19 protein-coding genes are annotated in these 18,847 nt (G+C 30.3%); 5 read left to right on the top strand and 14 right to left on the bottom strand.

Annotated elements, in window-relative coordinates; genetic code table 11:
* Together L8T82_RS07295 and L8T82_RS07300 are read right to left on the bottom strand one after the other, a co-directional pair.
* Positions 1 to 903 (bottom strand): PDC sensor domain-containing protein (locus tag L8T82_RS07295; protein ID WP_263671823.1); only part of this gene is annotated, 903 nt, incomplete at its 3' end.
* Positions 904 to 980: 77 nt separating this feature from the next.
* Positions 981 to 1,451, bottom strand: coding sequence for a low molecular weight protein-tyrosine-phosphatase (locus tag L8T82_RS07300; RefSeq protein ID WP_133319828.1), 471 nt, complete (start codon positions 1,449 to 1,451; stop codon positions 981 to 983).
* 206 nt (positions 1,452 to 1,657) lie between these two features.
* On the opposite strand from L8T82_RS07300, the gene thiD reads away from it, so the two are divergent.
* The 4 genes from thiD to L8T82_RS07320 are packed head-to-tail and all read left to right on the top strand — an operon-like array spanning position 1,658 to position 4,506.
* Positions 1,658 to 2,470 carry a bifunctional hydroxymethylpyrimidine kinase/phosphomethylpyrimidine kinase gene (gene thiD, locus L8T82_RS07305; RefSeq protein WP_412175069.1) on the top strand — a complete coding sequence of 271 codons (813 nt, stop codon included), beginning with the start codon at positions 1,658 to 1,660 and terminating at the stop codon, positions 2,468 to 2,470.
* A 2-nt stretch (positions 2,471 to 2,472) separates the two neighbouring features.
* A complete protein-coding gene (gene thiM, locus L8T82_RS07310) occupies positions 2,473 to 3,255 on the top strand; it encodes a hydroxyethylthiazole kinase (protein ID WP_263670401.1) in 783 nt (260 codons plus the stop codon).
* Positions 3,242 to 3,868, top strand: coding sequence for a thiamine phosphate synthase (gene thiE / locus L8T82_RS07315; protein ID WP_263726208.1), 627 nt, complete (start codon positions 3,242 to 3,244; stop codon positions 3,866 to 3,868). Before thiM ends, thiE begins: the two co-directional genes overlap by 14 nt.
* Entirely contained in the window at positions 3,865 to 4,506 is a 642-nt protein-coding gene (locus L8T82_RS07320; protein WP_318529723.1) for a uroporphyrinogen-III synthase, read from the top strand. The genes thiE and L8T82_RS07320 overlap by 4 nt, the downstream gene beginning before the upstream one ends.
* Here L8T82_RS07320 and L8T82_RS07325 read toward each other — a convergent pair.
* Entirely contained in the window at positions 4,487 to 5,815 is a 1,329-nt protein-coding gene (locus L8T82_RS07325; protein ID WP_263726216.1) for an MATE family efflux transporter, read from the bottom strand. The genes L8T82_RS07320 and L8T82_RS07325 overlap by 20 nt on opposite strands.
* Before the next feature lie 268 nt (positions 5,816 to 6,083).
* On the opposite strand from L8T82_RS07325, the gene L8T82_RS07330 reads away from it, so the two are divergent.
* On the top strand, positions 6,084 to 6,704 hold the full coding sequence (locus L8T82_RS07330; RefSeq protein WP_133319834.1) for a hypothetical protein: 621 nt from the start codon (positions 6,084 to 6,086) through the stop codon (positions 6,702 to 6,704).
* Positions 6,705 to 6,734: 30 nt separating this feature from the next.
* Here L8T82_RS07330 and lepA read toward each other — a convergent pair whose 3' ends face one another.
* The 11 genes from lepA to L8T82_RS07385 all read right to left on the bottom strand — a co-directional run.
* The gene (gene lepA / locus L8T82_RS07335; protein WP_263659952.1) at positions 6,735 to 8,525 is read right to left on the bottom strand and encodes a translation elongation factor 4; all 1,791 of its coding nucleotides are present in this window, start codon (positions 8,523 to 8,525) and stop codon (positions 6,735 to 6,737) included.
* A 9-nt stretch (positions 8,526 to 8,534) separates the two neighbouring features.
* Positions 8,535 to 8,960 (bottom strand): hypothetical protein, encoded by a 426-nt coding sequence (locus L8T82_RS07340; protein WP_263726209.1) that lies wholly within the window; start codon positions 8,958 to 8,960, stop codon positions 8,535 to 8,537.
* An 11-nt stretch (positions 8,961 to 8,971) separates the two neighbouring features.
* Positions 8,972 to 12,202 carry a c-type cytochrome biogenesis protein CcsB gene (gene ccsB, locus L8T82_RS07345; RefSeq protein ID WP_263726210.1) on the bottom strand — a complete coding sequence of 1,077 codons (3,231 nt, stop codon included), beginning with the start codon at positions 12,200 to 12,202 and terminating at the stop codon, positions 8,972 to 8,974.
* A 3-nt stretch (positions 12,203 to 12,205) separates the two neighbouring features.
* The gene (locus L8T82_RS07350; RefSeq protein ID WP_133319837.1) at positions 12,206 to 12,901 is read right to left on the bottom strand and encodes an ABC transporter ATP-binding protein; all 696 of its coding nucleotides are present in this window, start codon (positions 12,899 to 12,901) and stop codon (positions 12,206 to 12,208) included.
* Complete coding sequence (locus tag L8T82_RS07355) at positions 12,888 to 13,658, bottom strand: ABC transporter ATP-binding protein (RefSeq protein ID WP_133319838.1); 771 nt, start codon at positions 13,656 to 13,658, stop codon at positions 12,888 to 12,890. The genes L8T82_RS07350 and L8T82_RS07355 overlap by 14 nt, the downstream gene beginning before the upstream one ends.
* A complete protein-coding gene (locus L8T82_RS07360; protein ID WP_133319839.1) occupies positions 13,655 to 14,686 on the bottom strand; it encodes a branched-chain amino acid ABC transporter permease in 1,032 nt (343 codons plus the stop codon). The genes L8T82_RS07355 and L8T82_RS07360 overlap by 4 nt, the downstream gene beginning before the upstream one ends.
* Position 14,687: 1 nt before the next feature.
* Positions 14,688 to 15,584, bottom strand: coding sequence for a branched-chain amino acid ABC transporter permease (locus L8T82_RS07365; protein ID WP_039628648.1), 897 nt, complete (start codon positions 15,582 to 15,584; stop codon positions 14,688 to 14,690).
* Between the two features lie 21 nt (positions 15,585 to 15,605).
* Complete coding sequence (locus tag L8T82_RS07370; protein ID WP_263726211.1) at positions 15,606 to 16,721, bottom strand: ABC transporter substrate-binding protein; 1,116 nt, start codon at positions 16,719 to 16,721, stop codon at positions 15,606 to 15,608.
* A gap of 11 nt (positions 16,722 to 16,732) precedes the next feature.
* Positions 16,733 to 17,845 carry an ABC transporter substrate-binding protein gene (locus L8T82_RS07375; protein ID WP_263726212.1) on the bottom strand — a complete coding sequence of 371 codons (1,113 nt, stop codon included), beginning with the start codon at positions 17,843 to 17,845 and terminating at the stop codon, positions 16,733 to 16,735.
* Positions 17,846 to 17,859: 14 nt separating this feature from the next.
* Complete coding sequence (locus L8T82_RS07380; RefSeq protein ID WP_412175070.1) at positions 17,860 to 18,300, bottom strand: c-type cytochrome; 441 nt, start codon at positions 18,298 to 18,300, stop codon at positions 17,860 to 17,862.
* 283 nt (positions 18,301 to 18,583) lie between these two features.
* Positions 18,584 to 18,847 (bottom strand): major outer membrane protein (locus L8T82_RS07385; protein WP_263726214.1); only part of this gene is annotated, 264 nt, incomplete at its 5' end.

Below are 18,847 nucleotides of genomic sequence, written 5' to 3' on the forward strand. Positions count from 1 at the left end.
AGCTATACTTGTAAAAATAACAATAGTAGTTTGAATATAAGCTATTTTTAAAGCAGGAGCTTCAATAACTTCTATATTTTCGCCCGCACAAGTTGTATAACCATCAACATTAACACAAATACCAAATCTATTGTTACCATTTTGTGTGGTATAGCTGAAAATATTATAATCACCAGCTTTTTCATAAGCTTTAGCAACTGTTATAATATCTGGATTTTGCTTATCGCTAACTAATGATTTGTCAGTTGAGGCAAATACAGTATAAGCTTGGTCAAATACAAAGGTTCTTCCTGGTAGTTCGCTAAATTCGTTTTGTAGATCTTTTACCAAAACATCAATAGCTAGTATACCTATAAATTTACCATCTTTGATTAATGGCATAGAGTAGGTAAAACATGGTAAACCAGTTGTTGCATCAATATAAGATGCGGTAATGTATAAGCCATTTTTCTTTCTAGCCTCTATATAAAATTCTCTTGTAGTAGCATCGTAATTATCTGCTTTTCCGTAAATTCCATAATCTAAGCCTTTGCTATCGCTATCTGGATCACTTACTATTAACTCACCGCTTGGCTGAGCTATATAAACAGCTAAATAACTATTCATATCTCTAACTGTTTTTAGTAAATTACCTGTATTATCCATAAGTTTTTCTTGAGTGTTAAGTTCGCTATATGGAAGCTTTAAGATGGCTTGAGAAAGTTTTTCCAAAGAATGCACATTGAGCTTTTTGAAATCTCTCATTGATTTTTCTGCAGTTCTTACATAATTAGTTTCAGCTTTTACTACCTCATAATTTAAGGCTTTTTTTGTAAAAATAAAACTAACAACGCCAAGTATTATAAGACATACTATAGCTATAATGTTTGCTATTAATGAAATTTTTAATTTGATACTTTTCATTAATTAAACTCCTTTGATGTTATGGTGAATTTTAAATGAGTTTATTATATCATTAAAAATTAAAAAAGAAACAAATATTATTTAAACGATAAATTTTTATAAAGAGTATTTAAGAGCCCAAAACATGCTTTTGAAAGTATAGTGTAAGTCTCATCAAAGTTCCCACTATACCAAGGATCAGGCACTTCGTCATATCCTAATTCTAAGGCAAAAGAAGTGATTTTATGAATTTTATGTTTTGCATTTGGAAAATTTTTAACTATATCATTATAATTAGAATTATCCATTACGATAATTAAATCATTATCCTCGCACATTTTTAAATTTAGTTTTTTACTACAAAATGGCTTAGAATTTATATTTTTGTTATCTAATAAAGCTTTAGTTTTATAATGCATATCCTCCCCATCGTGGTAACCTGAAGTACCTGCACTAGAAATAATAAATTCATTATTTAAATTTGCTTTTGATATAAGATCCTTCATAATAAATTCGGCCATGGGAGAACGACAAATATTACCTAAACAAACAAAAATAATTTTAGTCATATTTTTCCTTTTATTTTTGTGTAGTTTTTTCAAAATTATAGCAGTATTTCAAAATATTTTTAAAGATTAATTAAAACTAAGATATAATTTTTCATTAATGGGGAGCTTTTGCTGAGAGGAAGTATAACTTCGACCCTTGAGAAGTTTGGTAATGCAAACTTTGAATTCTTGCAAAAACTTTCCTTTTTTATAAAAAAAGGATAAAAATGATACAAGCAAAAACAAAAACTAAAATTCCTATCTTAACTATAGCAGGAAGTGATTGTAGTGGTGGAGCTGGCATACAAGCTGATTTAAAAACTTTTAGCGCTCATAATTTATTTGGTATGAGTATAGTTTTAAGCGTTGTGGCTGAAAATACTGCAAGGGTGATTTCTTGTTTTGATATACCCACTAAGATAATAGATGAGCAAATGCTAGCAGTTTATGAAGACATAGAGCCAGCTGCTGTGAAAATTGGAATGCTGGGTTCAAAGGAAATCATAATTTGTGTAAAAGAAAATTTATTGCGCTTTAAAGCTAAAAATGTAGTGATTGATCCTGTGATGTTTGCAAAAAATGGCTATGCTTTAATGCCTTTAGAAAATTGTCAGTTTTTTAAAGATGAAATTTTATCTTTAGCTGATGTACTTACTCCAAATATTCCCGAGGCTGAGTTTTTGTGTGATTTTAAAATACTTAATGAGGAGGATATGAAAAAAGCCGCTATAAAACTTCACAAAGAAGGTGCAAAAAGTGTTTTGATTAAAGGTGGACATAGTAAATATAACACCAATGATGTTTTTTATGATGGAAAGGAATTTAGTATTTTTAAAGCAGAAAAAATTAATACAAAAAATACACACGGCACAGGTTGTACATTAAGTTCAGCTATAGCTAGTAATCTTGCCTTAGGTAAAGAAAAACGTGAAGCTATAAAACTTGCTAAAGATTATGTGTATGGAGCTATATTAAATTCTTTAGCACTTGGAAAAGGTTGTGGCCCGACTAATCATTTTTTTCAATATGACAAGGAGTAAAAATGATTATTAAAGCAGTAAGAGAAAAAAATCCTTTGATTCATCATATTACTAATTATGTTACAGCTAATGATTGTGCAAATATAACTATAGCAATGGGAGCAAGTGCTGCTATGGCTGATTTTTATGAAGAGCAAGCTGATTTTGCTAGAATAAGTTCAGCCTTAGTATTAAACACAGGTACGATTAATCAACTTATAGCAAATTCTATGTTAAAAGCAACTAAAGAATATACTTTATTAAATAAACCTATAATTTTTGATCCTGTTGCTTTGGGTGTGAGTAAGGCAAGAGATGGGATTAATTTTGAATTACTTAATCTAAAAGGTATTAGTATTGTTAAGGCAAATGCATCTGAAATGGCTAGTGTTATAGGTTTAGATGGTAAAGCAAGAGGGGTTGATAGTACTTTTGTAATCGATAATGAGTTTTTAGAAAAAGCTAAAGAATACTCTTATAAAACTAAGCGTGTTTTAGCTATAACTGGAAAAATTGATTATATTATAAATCAAGAGCGTATTGCTAAAATTTATAATGGCTCAATCATGGCTACTAAGATAACTGGAGCAGGTTGTATGTGTGCTTCTTTGTGTGGAGTTTTTGCAGGAGCGTTAGAAGATAAATTTCAGGCTAGTTTATATGCTTTGCTTAGTTTTGGCATAGCTAGCGAAATCGCTCAAGAGCTTTCTAGTGGAAGTGGTAGTTTTAGAGTGAATTTAATCGATGCTTTAAATAATTTAGATGATGAAGAAATTAAAAAAAGAGCCAAATATGAAATCATTTAAAATTTATCTTGTCGCAAGCAAGGGTGAAAAAAGCGAAAGCGAGTTTTTAAATATTTTAGAAGCTTCTTTGAAAGCTAAGATTGATATTTTACAACTTAGAGAGAAAAATCTTAGTACTTTAGAATTTTATAATCTTGCTTTAAAAGTTAAAGCTTTGTGTGAAAAATACAACACACCTTTTGTGATAAATGATAGAATCGATATAGCCATGGCTGTGAATGCAAATGGAGTGCATATAGGACAAAAGGATATGCCTTTAAAAAAAGCAAGGGAACTTTTAGGCGAAGAAAAAATCATAGGGCTTACGATCAATCATAAAAATGATCTTATTAATACTCAAGGTGCTACTTATCTTGGAGTGGGGGCTGTTTTTACTACGCCTAGCAAGCAAGATTGTGTTGTGCTTGGCATAGATGGATTAAAAGAAATTGCTAGTTTAGTTTCTTTACCTATTGTGGCTATAGGTGGGATAGATGAAGTTAATTTAAATTTGCTTAAAGATTGTAATATACAAGGTATAGCTGTGGTTAGAGCGATAATGCAAGCAAATGATCCTTATATAGCAACTTTAAATTTAAGATCAAATTTTGATAAAACTTTTATAGGAAAATAATGATTTATTTTATAGGGGATAAAGAATTTGATGGTGTTAAGACTATAAGATTAAATGAAATTAAATTTCTTGATTTTGAAGTTAATTTAAAGGAATTTGATTGTTTAATCATTAGCTCCAAGAATGCATTAAAAGCATTAATGTCAAGTAAAAACAAAATTGATTTTAATATTAAACTTTATGCTGTGGGAGAAAAAAGTGCTGATTTTGCAAAAGAGCTTGGCTTTAAAAATGTCAAATATCCTAGCAAGGCTTATGGTAAAAATTTAGCTAGTGAGTTTTTATTTGAGTTTAAAAATAAAAAATGTCTTTATTTAAGAGCGAAGAAAATTAGTTCAGGTCTTGATGAGTATTTGCTGAAAGAAAATATCCTTTTAAAACAATTAATCGTTTATGAAAATATAGCCATAGAGCCTAAAAAAGATGAGTTAAAAATACATCATCCAAGTGTTTTTATCTTTAGCGCTCCTTCAAGCATAGAGCAATTTTTGAAATTTTTTGCATTAGAAAAAGAAGATAAAGTTGTAGTTATAGGTCAAAGTACAGCTTTAAAACTTCGTAATTTTAAAAATTTATATATATGTAAAGAACAAGATCTAAACTCTTGTTTAAAATTAGCTAAGAGTTTAGATTTTTAAAAGTTTTATATAATAAAAATGAGGCAATAAAAATCATACAAATATCACCCACTAAAGTGGCTAGCCAAACTCCATTTACTCCTAAAAATTGTGTTAGTATAAACAAGGATAAAAATGGGAAAATAAGACTTTGGGAAATAGAAATTCCTAAAGAAAGTAAGGGTTTATCAAGTGCTGTGAAAAATGAAGCGCAGAGTTTTCCAAACCAAGAAAATAAAAAAGAAAAAGAAAAAAATATTAAGGCATTTTGTGCTATATGGATAAAATCTTGGTTGTTATCTTTGTTAAAAACACTTACTATAAGGTTATTGAAAAAATAAACAAATAAAAACACTATTGTACTTACACCCCAAGAAGCAAAAAACATTCTTTTAAAAATAGCTTGAATTCTTGCAATATTTTTGTGTCCATAATTATAACTTAATGCAGGTTGCATAGCATCACACATGGCCAAAACTAGCATGAAAACAAAAGTACTAAGATATAAAATCACAGAAAATGCTGCAACAGCTGTACTTCCAGAAAGTTTAAGCAAGAAAGCATTAGCTAAGATGGTATAAAAAGAGCTAGAAATATTAGAAAAAAATTCAGATGAGCCATTATAAAGTATATTTTTTAGTATTTGTAATTTGATTATCGGTTTTTTAAATTTTAAAGTTAAATCTTTAAAAATAAAAGGTAGTATCCCTAAAACGCTTCCTAAAAACATACCTATACAAGTTGCTAAAGCTGCCGAAAAAAGCCCCCAATCAAAAACTACTATAAAAAGCCAATCAAGAAAAATATTACTCAAAGCAGTAATGATATTAACTATCATGCTATAAAAAGTTTTTCCACAAATCCTAAGATAATTATCCATAGCAAAAGCTAGCATAATAAAGGGAGCAAAAGTGGCAAAAATTTGCATATATTCAGTAGATAAACTTTGAATATTCTCATCAGCTCCCATAAAAGCACTTAATGTTTTTGCTAGAAAAAATCCTAAAATTCCCATTAAACAAGAAATTGCAAAAATAAGAACTATACAAAAAGAAAAAATAGCTTTTGCTTTTTCAACTTTTCCTTTACCTAGATTAATTGCTATTTGCACTGATGAGCCTATGGCTATCATATCAGCTAGAGCAAAACTTATCATGATAAAAGGCATCATTAAATTCATAGCAGCAAGTGCATTTGAACCCAAATATCTTCCAACAAAAATTCCATCAATAATTACATAAAGATAAATAAAAGCCATGCTAGCCATGTTTGGCAAAGCACATTTTATAAATAGTTTGGTAGGATTTAATGTAGTGTAAAAATTATGTATTGACATAGCTTTCCTTATTAAAAATTATTTTATTTAAAATTTTATAGATAAAATAAATTTAATAAAGAGATTCTATACCTTCTATAATATCTTTAAAATATGGATCGACAATGATAATGAAAAAATCTTTGAAAAACATTTATATCACCCAAATTTTAAAAATACAATAAATATTTGGCATTATATTTAAGCTGTAATTATAAATTTCTTAATGTAAATTTTAATTTTTTTTAGACGATTTTTATAAACCCACAAAAAAGGAGCAAGGATGCAAATAAATTCGTATTCACGCGTGGCAGTAGAGTCGCAAGTTAGCAATAGGAAGGCTAATTTGAATACAAAACTTGAAGATGCCAATACCAAAAGTGCTAATAGCACAAAAGATATAGATGAGGATAAGCTTAGTAAGCTTGCTAGTATGGGAGGAAAAGGCATAACCGAGCTTTATGCTATGAATTTTATGCAGCAAGTATTTAGCATGAGTTCATCCAATGGTCTATCTCAGGCAGGGATTTTTCAAGGAGCTCAATCTAAGGATTCTTTAACAGCTATTTTATCAAATGTAGATTTTAAAGCTATAGGATATGAAGGTAAAGATATACTTAGTTTAAATGCTGATGAAGCAAAAGAGCTTATTGGGGAAGATGGATATTTTGGTGTAGCAAAAACATCTCAAAGATTGGCTGATTTTGTTATTAATGGGGCTGGTGAAGACATGGAAAAACTTCAAAAAGGTTTAGAAGGTCTAAAAGCAGGATTTGCGCAAGCGGAAAAAATGTGGGGTGGCAAACTTCCTGATATCAGCTATGAGACAATTGATAAAGCTATTGAAACAGTAACTCAAAAAATTAATGAAATGGGTGGAAATTCTTTAGATATCAATGCATAAATTTATATCCCTAGTGCATAAACTAGGGATTTAGTCTATTTTTAAAACACTTAAAAATGCTTCTTGAGGTAAATGCACCTTACCAATAGCTTTCATTCTTTTTTTACCTTCTTTTTGTTTTTCAAGAAGTTTCCTTTTTCTAGTAATATCCCCACCATAACATTTTGCGGTTACATTTTTACCCATGGATTTTACATTTTCTCTTGCAATAATTTTATTTCCTATGCTTGCTTGGATAGCAACTTCAAAAAGCTGTCTTGGGACGATTTCTTTCATCGCTTTTACAAGCTCTCTGCCCTTGCTTAGTGCTTTTTCATTTGGCACTATGATGCTTAGTGCATCGACATTTTCACCAGCTACTTTAATATCAAGTTTTACAAGATCTCCCACTCTAAATTCAATAGGCTCATAATCAAAACTAGCATAGCCTTTGGTAAGTGATTTAAGTTTATCGTAAAAGTCCATAACGATTTCGTTTAAAGGTATATCATACTCAAGTAAAACGCGCTCAGGAGTGATGTAATCCATCTTAACTTGCATACCGCGTTTGCGATTTAAAAGAGTGATTAAATTCCCTAGGTATTCGCTTGGAGTTATGATAGTTGCTTTTACATAAGGTTCTTTTATATAATCGATTTTATTTACCGGAGGTAGTTCGCTTGGATTTTGAATTTTTAAAACTTCTCCATCGGTTTGATAAATTTTATAAGTAACAGTTGGAGCAGTAGCAATTAAATCAAGGTTAAACTCACGCTCAAGTCTTTCTTTAATAACCTCCATATGCAAAAGACCTAAAAAACCAACTCTAAAACCAAATCCTAAAGCAAGGGATGTTTCAGGTTCATAGGTAATAGAACTATCATTAAGTTTTAATTTGTCCAAAGCATCTCTTAAATCTTCAAATTTATCCGTTTCTATAGGATATAATCCTGCAAAAACAAAAGCTTTGGCTTTTTCAAAACCACCAATGGCTTCTTTTGCTTTGTTTTTAGTTAGTGTTATGGTGTCACCTACTTGAACATCGGCGACATTTTTAAGTCCAAGCACGATAACACCTACTTCACCTGATTCTAATTTTTTAGTTTTTATAGGGCTTAATGGATGAGGATAGAAAAGATCTTGCACGAGATGTTTTTTATCTGTACTCATAACTAAAACTTCATCATTTTTAGCAATATTTCCCTCATAAATTCTAACTAAAGCCAAAGCTCCAAGATAATTATCAAACCAAGAATCATAAATTAAAGCTTTGGTAGGTGCTTCATCATCAGTTTTTGGCGCAGGAATTTTTGTGATGATAGTTTCTATGAGTTCTTTTATACCTACACCTGTTTTTGCGCTAACACAAATTGCATTAGAGCAATCAATTCCTATAATATGCTCTATTTCGTGTTTAACCTTTTCAATATCAGCCGAAGGAAGATCAATTTTATTAATCACTGGTATGATTTCAAGATCATTTTCTAAGGCTATATAAACATTGGCTATAGTTTGAGCCTCTACTCCTTGAGAAGCATCAACAACAAGTAAAGCTCCTTCGCAACTTGCCAAAGAACGACTTACTTCATAGGAAAAATCAACATGGCCCGGAGTGTCTATTAAATTTAATACATATTCTTCATTGTTGAATTTATAATTTAAACGCACAGATTGAGCTTTTATAGTTATACCACGCTCTTTTTCTATATCCATAGTATCCATTACTTGGGCGCTCATTTGTCTATCGCTAATAGCTCCGCATTCGCTGATAATTCTATCAGCTAATGTGCTTTTACCATGATCAATATGAGCTATAATAGAGAAATTTCTAATATTTTTCATCAAAAAACCTTAAGATTGTCTCATTTTTCTTTTTGCTAGACCTATTTGCTCATAAGCATCAATTTCTTTTTTCAAAGCTTTATATCTTTTTTTTAGCTCATTGTTTAAAAATGAAATGTTTTTAGGAGTAGCATTAGCATTGGCTGAAATAGCACTAATGAAATCAAGTTTTCTTTTAGTGGCGCTGTCTTTTGGATTAGATCCTAGTTTTTGTGAATTTAAAAATTGCAAAATTAAAGCTTGAATTTCTTGAGAGTTGCTTACATTATTTGCTTTAGATATAAAATCTTCTATATTACTTATTTTTGGAGTTTTAGCTGGATTTGATTTGCTTGGTTGTTTTTCTTTGTGCATGAAAAATAATACCAAAAGAATTCCAAGTATGATAATTATCACTAAAGCTATAACTAAAAAAATAAAAAGAGAATTATTCATTTAAAACTTTCCTATAATTTTGTTGCATAAGATCTTTTAAAATAACTTGCTAAGCTTAATGCTACCATAAATAAAAATCCCCAATACACATAATCAGGAATTTTCACAGAATCTCCTGCTGCATAAGAATGCATACCAGTTAAAAAGTAATTTACACCAAAATAAGTCATGATAATTACCCAATATGCAAACATGGAGCAAACTGCAAAAATGTATTGATTTGCCCATTTTGGTACCATTCTAATGTGCAAAATGGCTGCATAAACTAAAATACTAATTAAAGCCCAAGTTTCTTTAGAGTCCCAACTCCAATATCTTCCCCAGCTTTCATTTGCCCATATAGCACCTAAGAAATTTCCAACTGTAAGTAAGCAAAGTCCTAAAATCATAGCCATTTCGTTGATTCTTGTTGCTTCTGTAATATTTCTTAAAATGTTTTCATTATGTTTGCCATTGATTTTTAGCATACATAATAAAATAAGTACAAATATACCTAATAATGCACATAATCCTAAAAATCCATAGCTAGCAGTAATAACCGAAACATGTATTGTTAGCCAATAAGATTGCAACACAGGAACTAAATTGGTAATTTGCGGATCCATTTGGCTAAGATGAGCTACACCTAAAGTAACTCCTGCTAAAATAGAGGTTAAAGAAAGTGCAATAGGACTTTTTCTCGAAAAGAAAATTCCAGATAATGATAAAGCCCAAGCTATATAAACCATGCTCTCATATGCATTACTCCATGGAGCACGACCTGCTATATACCAACGCAAAGCCAAACCTAGAGTATGGATGAAAAATGCCACAATGTTAAACATATAAACACATTTAAATATAAAATCAATGCGAATTTTTGGCAGGAGCATTTTAACAAAAACTATAATCAAAAGTAAAAATCCAGCGCATAAATAAAGCGGAGCAAGATTTACAAAAATTTGACTTTTGTTGAAAAAGATTTCTGTATTAATTTTTTTAGCACTTGGCATAACTTCATGGCCGTATTTTTCTTGGTAATTTTTGATAATATTTAAATTTTTAGTTGCTTCATCCCAGTTGTTATGTGCAATAGAATTGCTAACTGCATTGAAATAATTTTCTAAAATGCTTCTTACTTCTTTACCTTCTTCGCCTTTTAATCCTATATATGCTTCGCGTGGTGCCACCCATTGATTATTGGTGCTATTTTGCAGTGGAATAAATTTAAAAATATCTCCTGAAAAAATTAAATTTACAATATTTACTCTTTCATCAAGCTTGATTATTTCTTTATCAAAAACACTTCTACGATTTGGATTTTTTCTATTAGCATTTTCTACATATTTTTGTAGTTTATAAGCATCTGTAGTGAAAAAATCTTTAAAACTAGTATAAGCTCTAGGTTCAATACCTAAAATTTTAGAAATTTCTTCATTAACCAAGCGACTTGTTGGCATAAATATAATATCTTTATCATACCATGCACTGCCATCAAAAATCATTGATATGATAGTTGCTTCGGCACTTTGGCCTTGAAAGGTTGTGTTTTTGTATATTTTTTCTAAAACTTCCATAGCTAAAGTATTAAAAGGAACCATTCTACCATCAGGTTTTTGCACTACCAAAGAAGCAAGTTCTTTAGCATGTGTTTCATCTACCTTGATGGGTTCATTTGCATAAGTATTTTGGCTTGCAAAAAAAACTAATATAAATGTCAATATCGCACTTGTTTTTTTCAAGGTGTCTTGATTGATTAATTTAGCTAAAGTCCTAAATCTTGAATGAGGATTTAAAATATTTAAAAACATTCCTAATGTAAGTAAAAAATATCCAATATATGTAGGAATTTTACCCGGATCTTTATTAACTGAAAGTATGGTGCCAAGCTCATCTTGATCATAAGAACTTTGGTAAAATCTATAACCTTGATAATCTAAAACATTATTCATAAAAATCTTATATTCTAATTTTTGTTCGGCATTATCAATTTCCACATAACTTGCATAAGACATAGGCGACATCGAACCAGGATAGCGTTCTAGCTCAAAGTCTTTTAAGTACATTTCAAATGGCATTTCTATTCCTTTAGGACCCCATCTTAAAAAGAAAGGTTGACCTGCTACATCAATACGGATAGGCGAGTTGTATTCTACTAGGAAAACTTCTTTAGATTCTCCTTTATAGCTTAATTTTAATTTTAAAGCATTAATAGCATTTTCTGAAAGTTGAGTTGGCATATATTTAGTGCTTTGTGCAAAGTCTTTGAAATTATTTAATAAAGAATTATTCCAGTATTTTGCCTCACCAAATAAAGAAATCAAAGCATTGCGTCCTAGCTCTATCCAACTATTTTTAAACCAAGTAAAAAAGCTTTCATCTTGAGCTTGATTAACGCCTTCTAAGGTTTTTTTACCATGTAAAGAAGCAAATTTTACCACTAAATTAATATCATTAAAAGAATATAATCTTAAATCTTTAGCTTGTGCTTTTTGATTTGCTTTTAAAATGTTTTCTTTACCATCACTCATTGACATGTATTTTAAATCAAAATCAGCACTAAGCTTTAGATCTTTATCAATTTTTATATAAGGACTTGGAGCAGAGTCGTTTAAAAATGCTATATTGACACCATTGATATTTTTTATATCCCCTGCTTGAAAAAGCAATTCTTTAGATTCGTTATTTTGTGAAAGCATTAAAGATAAAAGAGGAGCAGAGTTGTTATCATCGATATAAATTTCTTTTGCATCTAAAATCAAATTTTCATATGAAATTTGAGCCTTTTCATCGGGTAGTATTAAATCAAATGAAAAATCATTTACAAAAGGTAAAGTGGCAATATATTCAGATTTTGCAGCACTATATACTTTATCATCTTTTAAGGTTGCTATGTAGATATAACTTTTTGAGGTTTCAATGATATTATTTTTTTCGTTTTCCCTAATGTGTAAATTTCCTTCAAATCCCATATATCTAGTCATAGCTGAACCTAGCAATATAAATAAAAATGAGATATGAAAGATTAAAAGCGGTATTTTTCTCTTGTTAAACATTTTATATTTAAAAAGAGCTGTTAAAAGATTGATTCCTAGTATGAGCTGTATAAAGCCAAACCAAGATGTTCCATATATCATGGCCCATGCTGTTGGAGTATTGTAAGCACTTTCTATAAAAGTAGCTAGAGCGCAAAATAGGGCAAAAATTAAAAATAAAAAAATAGAAATTTTTATATCCCCAAAAGCTAAAAGTTGTCTTCTCATGATTTAAGCTCCAAGGTATTTTTTTCTAATCTCATCATTACCGATAAGATCTTTTGCAGGTGCATGCATAGCGATTTTACCATTTTCTAGAACATAAGCATAATCGCTGATTTTTAAAGCTGAAAATGCATTTTGTTCCACTAATAAAATAGTAATACCTTCTTCTTTTAATTTGACTATAATATCAAAAACCTCTCCAACTATTTTTGGAGCAAGTCCTAGCGAAGGTTCATCTAGCATTAAAAGTTTTGGTTCACTCATAAGAGCTCTTGAAATAGCTAGCATTTGAGCTTCTCCACCGCTTAGAGTCCCCGCTAATGCGTTTTTTTTATCTTTTAATCTTGGGAAAAGTCTATACATTTGATTTTTCAAATGTTCATAGTTTTCTGCATTATTAAAAGCACCAATTTTTAAATTTTCTTCTATAGTGAGATTTATAAAAACTCTTCTTCCTTCAGGTACCAATGCTATACCTTTTTGTACTAAAGTATGAGGTAAATGTCTTTGAGTGTCATAACCTAAAAAACTTACTTCACCAGTTTTTTTAACACAATTTAGCATTGCATTAAGTGTTGATGTTTTTCCTGCACCATTTGAGCCTATCAAGCTAACTATACTTCCTGTTTTTATGGTGAAATCTATACCTTTAACAGCTTCTATTAAGCCATAATAAACATGTAAATCTTTAACTACTAGCATTAAAATCTCCCAAATATGCACTAATTACTTCAGGATTTTGAACAGCATCACTTGGTTTTCCTTCAAAAATAGTCTTACCATAATCAAGCACCATAACCCTATCGCAAAGCTTATTTACAAATTTCATATCATGCTCAATAAGCAAAACGCTGATTTTTTTATTATTTCTTATATCAAAAATCAATTCGGCTAAATCATCGCTTTCTGTTGAATTCATACCTGCTGCTGGTTCATCTAACAATAAAAGTTTAGGATTTGTTGCTAAAGCTCTTGCTATTTCAACTTTTCTTTGTTGTCCATAACTTAAACTAGTGGCCCTTTCATCAGCCAAATGAGCAATATTGAGTTGTTCTAAAATTTCATAAGCTGCTTTTTTTGCATTTTTTTCTGCTTTGGAGAATCTTCCCAAATGTAAAAAAGCTTCAAAAATATTATATTTAATACTCTTATCAAAACCAATTAATACATTTTCTAAAACACTCATGCTAGAAAAAAGTCTAATATTTTGAAAAGTTCTTGCTATGCCTAGATGAACTATTTTGTGCGGCTTTAAATGGTCAATCTTTTTTCCTAGAAAAAATACTTCTCCACTGCTTGGTTTATAATTTCCTGTAATAATATTAAATAGTGTCGTTTTTCCTGCACCATTTGGACCTATAAGTCCAAAAATTTCGCTTTCTTTTATAGTAAAAGAAGTATTTGCTATAGCACTAACTCCACCAAAATTTTTATGGATTTTTTTAAGCTCTAAAATCATTTTTTATTCCTTTTAGAAAACTTAAATAAAATATCTGTTAATTCTTTATCACCCATTATTCCTCTTCTTGCAAAAAGCATTACTAAAATCAATATAACAGAAAACACAACCATTCTAAGACCAGGCATGGCAGGAGTTTCATAACCAAAAATATTCATACTCTCATCTAAAAATCTTAAATACTCACTTCCGCCTATTACTAAAATAGCTCCTATGATGGCACCAGTAGTTGAACCTAAGCCGCCTAAAACAATGATGATTAAAAGCTGAAAAGTAAATAAAAAGTCAAATTGTTCAGGTGAAACTGAAGCTAGTGCGCAAGCTAATAAGCCTCCTCCAACACCCTCTAAAAATGCTGAAGTGCTAAAGGCTAAGGTTTTAATATTAAAAGTGTTAATACCCATTGCTAATGCTGCATCTTCATCATCTCTTACAGCTTTCATGGCTCTACCAAATTTTGAACTAACAATATTTAAGATGATAATAACAGAAAATATAGCAATCCCACCACTCCAGTATAAGGTAGTATGTTTAGGAATATCGTTTAAGCCCAAAGAGCCATTTGTAACAGAAGCAAAGTTAATTGCCATAAGCTTGATAATAATTCCAAAGCCTAGTGTTACAATAGCTAAATAATCTCCTCTAACTCTAAATACTGCAAAGGCTAAAACTAAAGATAAAAGCATAGCACAAACCCCAGCAGCAAGTAAAGCTACAATAAAGCTTGGCGAATGAATCATCAAAATAAAACTACTTGGATCCTCTAAAGAAAACTGATCGATTTTGCTTTCACTTGTAAGTAAAACTAAGGCCGCAACATAAGCTCCTATAGCTACAAAACCATTTGGCTCTAATGAAAATTGTCCTGTAACTCCATTGATAAGATTATAACTTACCGCTAAGATTACAAAAATAGCAATATTGCTTAAAATTCCTATTTTATAATCGTTAAAAAAATAAGGAGATATAAAAAGAAAAGCAAGCGCTATAATAAAGAAACTTAAATGTGTAATTTTTCTTGCAATCATTTTAAAACCTACTTTTTTCAAAATTAATACCCAAAATTCCAGTTGGTTTAAAAAGTAAAATTAATACCAAAAAGATAAATGCAAATGCATCTTTAAAACCAGAAAGATCAGGGAAAATAGCAACAACAACAACCTCTGTAAAACCTATAATCAAACCACCTAAAACTGCCCCAGCAACAGAACCAATACCACCTAAAACAGCAGCGCCAAAGGCCTTAAGTCCTATAAGAGTTCCCATGCTAGGTTCAACAGAAGGATAACTAACAGCCCAAAAAATACCACCAATAGCAGCTAAAGCTGAACCTAGTGCAAATACAATAGCGATAATACGATTTGCATCAATTCCCATTAAATTTACAGTATGAATATCAAAAGCTAAAGCTCTAATAGCAATGCCATATTTGCTTTTATAAAGTATGAATAAAACCACTAATAATATAAAAAATGTCAAAATAGGCACTAAAATACTATTAATGCTAATGCTGATATTATTAAAATTAATCACTGTTTCAAGATAGCTTGGCACAGGAAAATATTTTGGCGTTGAACCAAATAAGACATTAAATACATTTTGTATTAAAAAGCTTATACCTATGGCTGTGATAAGTAAAGAAATTCTAGGTGCTTTTCTTAAAGGTTTATAAGCTACTCTATCAATAGCTATACCTAAAGCTGCTGCAAATAACATAGCTAAAGAAAGAGCGCCTAAGAAAGGTACATTCATGCTTGTAACACAAAATAAAGCTGAATATGCACCCACCATCATAATATCACCATGTGCGAAATTAATCAGTCTTAAAACACCATAAACCATTGTATAGCCTATGGCGATAAGTGCATACATACTGCCTAAACTAAATCCATTTATAATTTGCTGTAAAATTAAAGAACTATCCATTGAACCTCTTAAAATTTTTATTTATGGTAGAATCGAGTCTTTATAAACTTGTTTTTGATTCTCTATTGATTTTATAACAATTGAGCGCGTGGCATTACCTGTTTTGTCTATACTGATCACCCCGCTAACACCTTCAAATTTAGAAGTAGCATGAATGTTGTTGTTGATACATTCACTATTGAAATCATTAACACATTTTTGCATAGCTTCAAAGATTACAAAATATGCATCTGCACCCATAGCTGTAAAATTTGGAACTTCTTTGCTTTGTTTTTCTTTTTCATAGGCTAATATAAAGTCTTTTGAAAGCTGTGTTGGAGGGTTATTATAATCAAAACTATCTGTAAATAAATATCCTTCTGCTGCATCTTGAGCTAGATTGATAAAAGTTTCATCGGCAACTCCATCTGCTGAACCCATAGGAATATTAACACCCATTGCTTTTGCTTGACGTGCGAACAAGGAAGCCTCAGTGTAATATACTGGAAGATAAATAAAATCAGGTTTTAAATTTTTAACTTGAGAAAGTATAGCTTTAAAGTCTTTATCGCCTGCTGTAATTCTAAATTTATCTAAAATTTTTCCACCTTGTTTGCTAAATTCTTTTTCAAAGGCCCTAGTTAAACCTAAAGAATAATCCGCGCTTTGATCGCTAATAATCACAGCTTTAGTGTAATTTAACTTATTTTTTACATAAGTAGCTAAAGACGAGCCTTGAAAGCTATCCATAAAACAAACTCTACTGGCATATAATTTTTTATTTAAAATTTTATCAGCAGTAGCTGCAGGAGCAACCACTGGTATCTTTTTTTCCTCGCCAATTCTTATCACTTGTAAAGTATTAGCTGTTAGCATTTCTCCAATAAGTGCATAAGCTTTATTTTGCGAAATTAATCTTGTGCTAGCATTTGCGCTTTCTATTTTATCACCTTTTGTATCTACTACAACAAGATTTACCTTATCGCCATTACTTAAAGTATTTTTCATAGAATTTGCAATTTTCACTCCATCTAAAGCACTTTGACCATAAGCTGCAGTAGATCCTGTTAGAGGTAAAACTACGCCAATGTTAATTTCTTTTGCCTGTATGATATTACAAGCTATGATAGACAATATAGCTATACTAATTTTTTTCATAGTTTAACCTTTCAAGGATTAATAATAGTTTTATAAACTTGTTTTTGTTCTTGTATTTCTTTTATAACTACAGAACGACTTGCATTGCCACTAGCATCTATGCTTATAACTCCACCTACGCCTTCAAAATTACTAGTAGAATGAATTTTTTCATTAATGCATTGTGCGTTAAGATTATTAGCACATTCATTCATTGCATTTACCATTACATAATAAGCATCAGCTCCCATAGCAGAAAATGCTGGAAGCTCTTTGGTGCCATGATCTTTTTCATAAGCATTGATGAAATTTTTAGACAAAGTTGTTGGTGGATTGTTATAGTCAAAACTATCGGTAAAGATTACTCCATTTACAGCATCACCCCCAAGTTCAATAAATGTTTTATTATTTACCCCATCACCTGCACTTAAAAGTTTATTAAAACCAACTGCTTTTGCTTGTCTTGCTATTAAAGCTGCTTCTGGATGGTAAATTGGCATATAAACAAAGTCAGGATTGATACTTTTAAGTTGTGAAACAATAGCTTTAAAGTCTTTATCGCCCGATGAGATAGTTAATTTTTTAAGTATTTTCCCGCCATTTTGTTTAAATTCTTTTTCAAAGGCTCTTGCTAAGCCTAGTGAATACACATTGCTTTGATCAACTATTACAACTACAGTTTTTAAATTTAAATCTTTATATGCATAGTTTGCAAATTTATCTCCTTGGAAGCTATCCATAAAACAAACTCTACTAGCGTAGCTTTTTTTATCCAAAAGTTTATCGCCTGAAGCAACAGGAGCTATTACTGGGATTTTCCTTTCTTCAGCTATAGATAAAACTTGCATAGTATTTGGTGTAACAGCTTCACCTATAAGTCCTAAAACTTTATCTTGAGAGATAAGTCTAGTGGTGGCATTTGCTGCTTCTATTTTATCACCTTTTGTATCTATGGCTATGATTTTAACATTATCTCCATTTTTTAAATTTGGATTTAAGGTATTAGCTAGTTTGATACCTTCATATACATCATTACCATAAGCCGCTAAAGCGCCAGTAAGTGGTAAAATAACTCCTATTTTTACTTCCGCAGCATAAATTGAACTAGCACAAAACAAGCTAGCTAGCAGTAGATTTTTTCTCATGAAAACTCCTTTTTTTATTTTAAAAATGTATTATGTTTTGTTTTTGGTGCAGGTTCTTCTTCTAAAAGATCTTTTTGATTAAGCTCGATAGAAAAATTTTGCCCCTTTAAGTAAGCTATAATGTGATCCATATCACTTCCGCTTAATTTTTTGGCGTATATGCTCATTTGAATGTTATCGCTTGATTGATCTTTAAAATATCCATTAGCATAGTCTTTTAAGGTACCTTTGATTTCTTCTGGACTTAAGTCTTTAATAGCTTTTTTGCCATAAGAATTTTTTTCTCCATTTTCTCCGTGACAGGTGTTACATTTGTTTTTAAAATATATTTCTTTAGCTTTTTTTAAATCATAGCTAATATTATCATTAAAAGTATAAGTAAATAAAGACTTTACATTAAAAGCCATTAAAGAATTTATAAAAAAAATACTAATTATAAATGAGCGTAACATAATATGCCTTTTTTAAATATAAATAAAGCTCGATTATATCTAAAAAAAATAAACAATTTTATCTCAATCTCGCTTTTTTAAAAAATTCCAAAACTTTAAGTCATTTTGCTAAAGCTTATAGGGGTAAAATACTAAGAGTATTAGCAAGTAAAAATATACATAATAAAGAAGCTTTGCTTGAAAATCTACCTAATGATTTAAAAATAAAAGAAATCAAGATACAAGGATTAAAAGAAGAGATAATTTTAGATATAGTAAGCTAAGCCTTTTGGCTTAGCTTTTATAATTAGAATTTGTATAGAGCTTCAAGTCTGATGAATTGATCATCGCTATCATGAACACCAGCTTTATTGAAATCTTCAGTTAAGTAAGAATAGAAGCCACTAAATGTAAGTTTTGGGCTATATGCATAAGATACTCTTGCGATATATTCATTTTTATCTGTTTCAGCACCTGCTGCATATTCAGTTTTACCACCGATATAGTCAAATCCTACTCTAACAGTTTCAGCAAAAGTATAACCTAAACCTGCAAAATAGAAGAAGTTTTC

This window comes from Campylobacter sp. IFREMER_LSEM_CL292 (assembly GCF_025771615.1).
Lineage (GTDB): Bacteria > Campylobacterota > Campylobacteria > Campylobacterales > Campylobacteraceae > Campylobacter_D > Campylobacter_D lari_D.